A 4824-nucleotide genomic window follows, 5' to 3' on the forward strand; every position below is an offset into this window, starting at 1 on the left:
TTTTCGGGGTGAGCGCGCACGATCCGCGGACGTTTGCAGGCGTGGCGTTGTTGTTGACACTTGTTGCGATTTTGGCGTGTTATCTGCCGGCGCGGCGGGCGATGAAAGTGGATCCTATGGAGGCGCTGAGGTACGAATAACCGGCCAATATTTTTAGTGGGATCTTCTTCTGCTTGCCGATTTGAGAGTTGGTAGTCTTTCCCTTTTGCTTCCTTTTTTCCTTCCGCAGGCTCGTTCATGTTTTTCTTGCTGCAGACAAGATTCTCCTGCGTTCGCCGTCACAAGTTGCGTAAGGTAGCGGCTCCAGGTGGGAAGAAGTGCGGACCTCGGTTCGCTTAGAACGACCGAGGTCCGGAACGGTCAACCCTCATCGGGGTGAACCAAGTTTAACCAGTTCCACCCTGCCATGATCGGTTGCCGTTGTCCAGTCTCGCCTGCGAAGCGGGATGGCGACGGCCACCAGCTGCGAAGTCGTTTTACGTCCGCGGATTTGCCGCACCTGCGGCATCCTCTTCTGGATTTGTCGTCATTGTGACCGCGGGCACTGCTACTGCAGCACGTCCTGTCGTTATCAGGGCTATCGCCAAAAACGGCGCCTAGCGAACCGGCGTCACCAGCAAAGTGCCGAAGGACGACTCGATCATCGAGACCGTCAGCGGGCCCTTCGCCGGCGCCGCCTGATCACACAAAAAAGTGTGACGGATCAATCTTCCCTTTCTTCCGCGGCCAGCCACAGGATGCCCTTGGCGGTTGCCTTTCGCTGGCCCAGTTGCTTGGAAAGTCCTTCGCCATCGTTCTCCGGTTGGCTTCGCTGCATCGTTTGCGGCCGACGAGGGCAGTTCGTTGATGCATAGCGTGAAAACGGGAGGAACTGAAATGCGGAAATCTCGCCCCCAACCGCCCCGACCCGATCGCCGACGTTCCATTCGCGGTTCCTTCAGCTGGATCGATCATCGCTTCCTGCGTGAGGGATTCGACGAAGGCCTCACTCGCCTGGAAAAGCTGCTGTACTTCGTGCTGGTAGCCGTCTCGAATCAAGATGGAGTGAGCTTCTACTCTGACGCCCGTCTGTCGGAATTGATGGATATTCGTTTTCCTCACGAACTGGATGGTGCCCGCAAGGAGCTGATGGCGAGAGATCTGATCGCCTATGAACGTGGTATCTACCAAGTGCTGGACCTGCCCGCCTGCTCTCCCAGGAAACCGCGTGAATCTTCTCCACCACCACCCGGTCAGGTTTTGCGTTCGAGCGCCTCTCCTCCGCGACTTCGCAAAAACGCACTGCGCAACGCGGCTGCGGATCTGGAGAGTATCAAGCAGTTGCTGGAAAAGTGCGGCTGGGGGCGTGCATGAAACTCTCTGTTATCTATCAGCCCACCCTGCCCGCCAGCACCTCTCCCTATCGTGTATGCAATGAAGACGGAGGAGAGGTCGAGTGGGCGAATGCCTTCCTCGACGGTCAGCGCCTCCGCCAACTTTCTCTCCGTTCGTTGCGCATTTACTCCTACGACCTGCTTAATTTTGCGCGCTGGTTCGCACCGCGACATCAGCCGCTCGCCCGAATCACGGAGTCCACGCTCGTCGACTATGTTCGTCATCAACTCGAACAAGATCCCCAGCCAACTCCGCGGACCGTGAATCATCGCTTGGGGACCGTGCGCTGTTGCTATCGCTTCCATACCGGACAAGAAATTCCTGCCGGCCAAACGCACTTCCAGCGCCGCTATACCCGAAAATCCTCACTGGGCTACGGCCGCCCCCGCACCGCCGTCTCTCGGAGACTTCGCCTCAAACAAGATCGGCGAGTCATCGTGCCGCTCTCGGCTGAAGAAGTTGGCAAATTCTGGCAAAGCTTCCGCACCTACCGGGATCTGATCTTGGTCGGTTTGATGCTCCTCGACGGCCTGCGTTCTTGTGAGGTCTTGGCCCTGGAACTCGAAGACGTGCAACTTGCCGAGGGGCAGATGCGCGTCCACGGTAAAGGAAACAAGGAGCGCTCTCTGCCACTGCACCCGGACATCCTCGAAGTCCTCGAACACTATCTGCGCCTGGAGCGTCCGCTGATCAACACGCCCGCTTTGTTCGTCTGCTTGAAAGGCCGCCGACGCGGCCAGCCCATGACTGCGCCGGGGCTGCGTTCTCTGTTCCGCCACCATCGAGTGCGCAGTCAAGTTCCTCACGCCAATCCGCACCGCTGTAGGCACACATTCGGGAGCGATATGGTGCGTGCCGGCATATCCCTGCCCGCCTTACAACGCCTGATGGGGCACTCTCAGATCTCCACGACCATGCTGTACGTGGAACTCGCGCCGCAGGACGTCTGGCGCGAATATGCCCGCGCCATCGAGAAACGGAAGACCTTGGACTCTTCGCACCTCTCATGACTCGCCGTAAAACCAGTCTCGCAGAAATCTTTGAAACACAGATCCACACGCTCGCTCTCACCCTTCGGCCCAACACGGTACGCACGTATCGATGTGGCGCGCGCTCCTTCCTCTCCTATCTCCGCGTCGCCTTCCCGCAGCTTCGCCAGTCGTCGCAACTGCGCCGGGATCCTCACCTGCTCGGCTGGTTCCGTTGGCTCGCGGGACATCAACCACCCCTCAGCAACTCCACTCACACCACTTATCTTGTTGGCGTTCACCATGTACTCGACGCCCTCGCCGACAACGGCCAGGCCCTGCCCGACCTCATTCGCGGAGAAGACTTCCCGCCGAAACCCCACTATCTGCCCAGGCCCCTTTCCCCACAGGAGGATCAAATCTTGCAGCAGGAACTGCGCCGAATCGATGATCTCTACGCGAACGCACTCTTGCTGATCCGCGCGACGGGGATGCGCGTCGGTGAATGCGTCCACCTGCCGCTGGACTGCCTGCGGCAGGTGGGAAGTGAACAGTGGGCACTCCATGTCCCCCTCGGCAAACTGCACACGGAACGCTTGGTTCCAGTTGATCCCGAGGTGCGGAAGATCGTGGAGCGGATCCTCACCCTACGCACTTCATCTCCGCAATTCGCAGGCTCAGATGACTTCCTGCTGCCACATCACGATGCTCGGCACCGTGGGATGCTGAGGATTCTCCGATTGGTGTTGGCCCAGGCTGCCCAGCGCGCCGGTTGCGTTAGCCATGTCGTACCTCACCGCTTGAGACACAGCTTTGCCACAGAAATGCTGCGGCTCGGCGTTAGCCTTCCAGCCCTGATGAAACTGCTCGGGCATCGGAACATCCAGATGACTTTGGGCTACGCGGAAGTCACGCAGGAGGATTTACAGCGCGAATTCCACCAGGCTCGTCAGAATGCACCGCATCTGCATCATGTCCCCACACTCGCGCTTCCCAAAGACATGCCGGGCGCCAGCCTCTCCGGCATCTGCCAGGCACTGGCGGCCACTCGTCACCTCCTGGAAATGTACCGCCGCCAACGCGGTGATGAGAAAACCTGCCGCCGATTGCTGCGCCTCGACAAGCGCCTTCTCAAAGTCCTTTCCCAACTGCAGACCCTCAAAACAGAGCTAAAATGAGGACGAATTGGCCGGTTAAGATACGAATAGTCTTTGGCACAAATGAGCCGCAATCCTCCATAGGGCAACCCGTCGCAAGCGCGTAGGGCTTGCGAAGCTTCGTGGGCACGAGAATAGACAATATTCCGCAAGTCTGAGCTGTGAACATTCCTGACGGGCAACCCTTACCCTTATGCGATTACGGAAGAGTTGCCCATCACTCGCCCTTCAGGCTGGCGCGACTTGCCTGACGGGGAAACCGGAAGGAACCGAATTACTTCTTGTTTGCCGACAATCCGCTCAGGATTCCGCCTCTCGCTTCCCACAACCCCGTATCTGGACCGCATCAAATTGCTGGTGCGATGGGCTGTTCTCGCCAGCTATCCTTGGTGCCGCAGGTGTTAGCGGTCATCAGAAAACGTATTTTTCTGAGCATCAGGCCGACAGACTGCGAAGCTTCAGCCTAAGGTAGTCGAGGTAGCCGTCGGGGAGGGGTTGGAGTTTCAGTTCTTCGATGACCGGCAGGAAGTAGGCTAGGGACTCCCATTCAATCCCCGACTCATTTCGTTTCGGTTATATGATACCTACTTATGGCCAACCTTGACACATCCCCGGCACGGCAGCGTGGCGGCATCTGGGTATTGGGCACCCTGCCCATGGCGTGCACAGTCGTCGTTGCGATCAACGCACTCTACATCCTGCTGGTCGCGATCGGCAACATCACCGACTACCCAACGAATTTCAACTTCGTCGAGCACGTGCTGTCGATGGACACCACGAACTTTGGCGGTCAACCTGGTGTTGGCCTCGACAAAAATGTCTTGTGGCGGGCGATCACCAATCCGGCCATTCAAAACATCGCCTACATTGGCGTGATCTTCTGGGAGTCCCTCGCCTCGATCATCCTGCTCTGGGCGGTTTATCTGTGGCTGGCGGCGCGAAGGACACGTACGTTCGACCATGCCAGGCGAATGTCCACCATCGGCCTGCTGATGATCATCATCCTGTTCATGGGCGGCTTCCTGACCGTCGGCGGCGAGTGGTTCGAGATGTGGCGATCGGTCGCATGGAACGGCAACGAGCCCGCCTTCCGCAACTCGGTGCTCGCCCTGTTCGGCGTCCTGCTCTGTCACATCCCGTCGCAGGAGTAGCTGTCCCTGTTCAAAACTTACCCTTTTTGAAACGGCGCTTCTTGCCACTTGGCTGAATAACGCGCAAACCACTGAAGTGGACCGACGCGGTCAAGAAGTCCCGTTCTGGGAAGTTGCTCACATGTCGCTTTCAGCCGATTCCGGGCGGATCACGGGCAACTCTTCCATAATCCG

General features: G+C 58.3%; 4 protein-coding genes. All 4 read left to right on the forward strand.

What is annotated here, in order from left to right:
* Nucleotides 1–843 precede the first annotated feature (843 nt).
* The 4 genes from VMU57_RS19220 to VMU57_RS19235 all read left to right on the forward strand — a co-directional run bounded on the left by VMU57_RS19220 (nt 844) and on the right by VMU57_RS19235 (nt 4650).
* Complete coding sequence (locus VMU57_RS19220; RefSeq protein ID WP_325386373.1) at nt 844–1353, forward strand: hypothetical protein; 510 nt, start codon at nt 844–846, stop codon at nt 1351–1353.
* Nucleotides 1350–2384, forward strand: coding sequence for a tyrosine-type recombinase/integrase (locus tag VMU57_RS19225; RefSeq protein WP_325386374.1), 1035 nt, complete (start codon nt 1350–1352; stop codon nt 2382–2384). The genes VMU57_RS19220 and VMU57_RS19225 overlap by 4 nt, the downstream gene beginning before the upstream one ends.
* Nucleotides 2381–3520, forward strand: coding sequence for a tyrosine-type recombinase/integrase (locus tag VMU57_RS19230; RefSeq protein ID WP_325386375.1), 1140 nt, complete (start codon nt 2381–2383; stop codon nt 3518–3520). Before VMU57_RS19225 ends, VMU57_RS19230 begins: the two co-directional genes overlap by 4 nt.
* Nucleotides 3521–4089: 569 nt before the next feature.
* A complete protein-coding gene (locus tag VMU57_RS19235; RefSeq protein WP_325386376.1) occupies nt 4090–4650 on the forward strand; it encodes a DUF2165 domain-containing protein in 561 nt (186 codons plus the stop codon).
* Nucleotides 4651–4824: the final 174 nt, after the last annotated feature.

The organism is Edaphobacter sp., from assembly GCF_035532915.1.
In the GTDB taxonomy this organism is placed as follows: Bacteria; Acidobacteriota; Terriglobia; order Terriglobales; family Acidobacteriaceae; genus Edaphobacter.

Bases quoted from the DNA above. Each gene is read 5' to 3' on its own strand.
- VMU57_RS19230 (WP_325386375.1), top strand. From the start codon at position 2,381: ATGACTCGCCGTAAAACCAGTCTCGCAGAAATCTTTGAAACACAGATC.
- VMU57_RS19225 (WP_325386374.1), top strand. From the start codon at position 1,350: ATGAAACTCTCTGTTATCTATCAGCCCACCCTGCCCGCCAGCACCTCT.
- VMU57_RS19235 (WP_325386376.1), top strand. From the start codon at position 4,090: ATGGCCAACCTTGACACATCCCCGGCACGGCAGCGTGGCGGCATCTGG.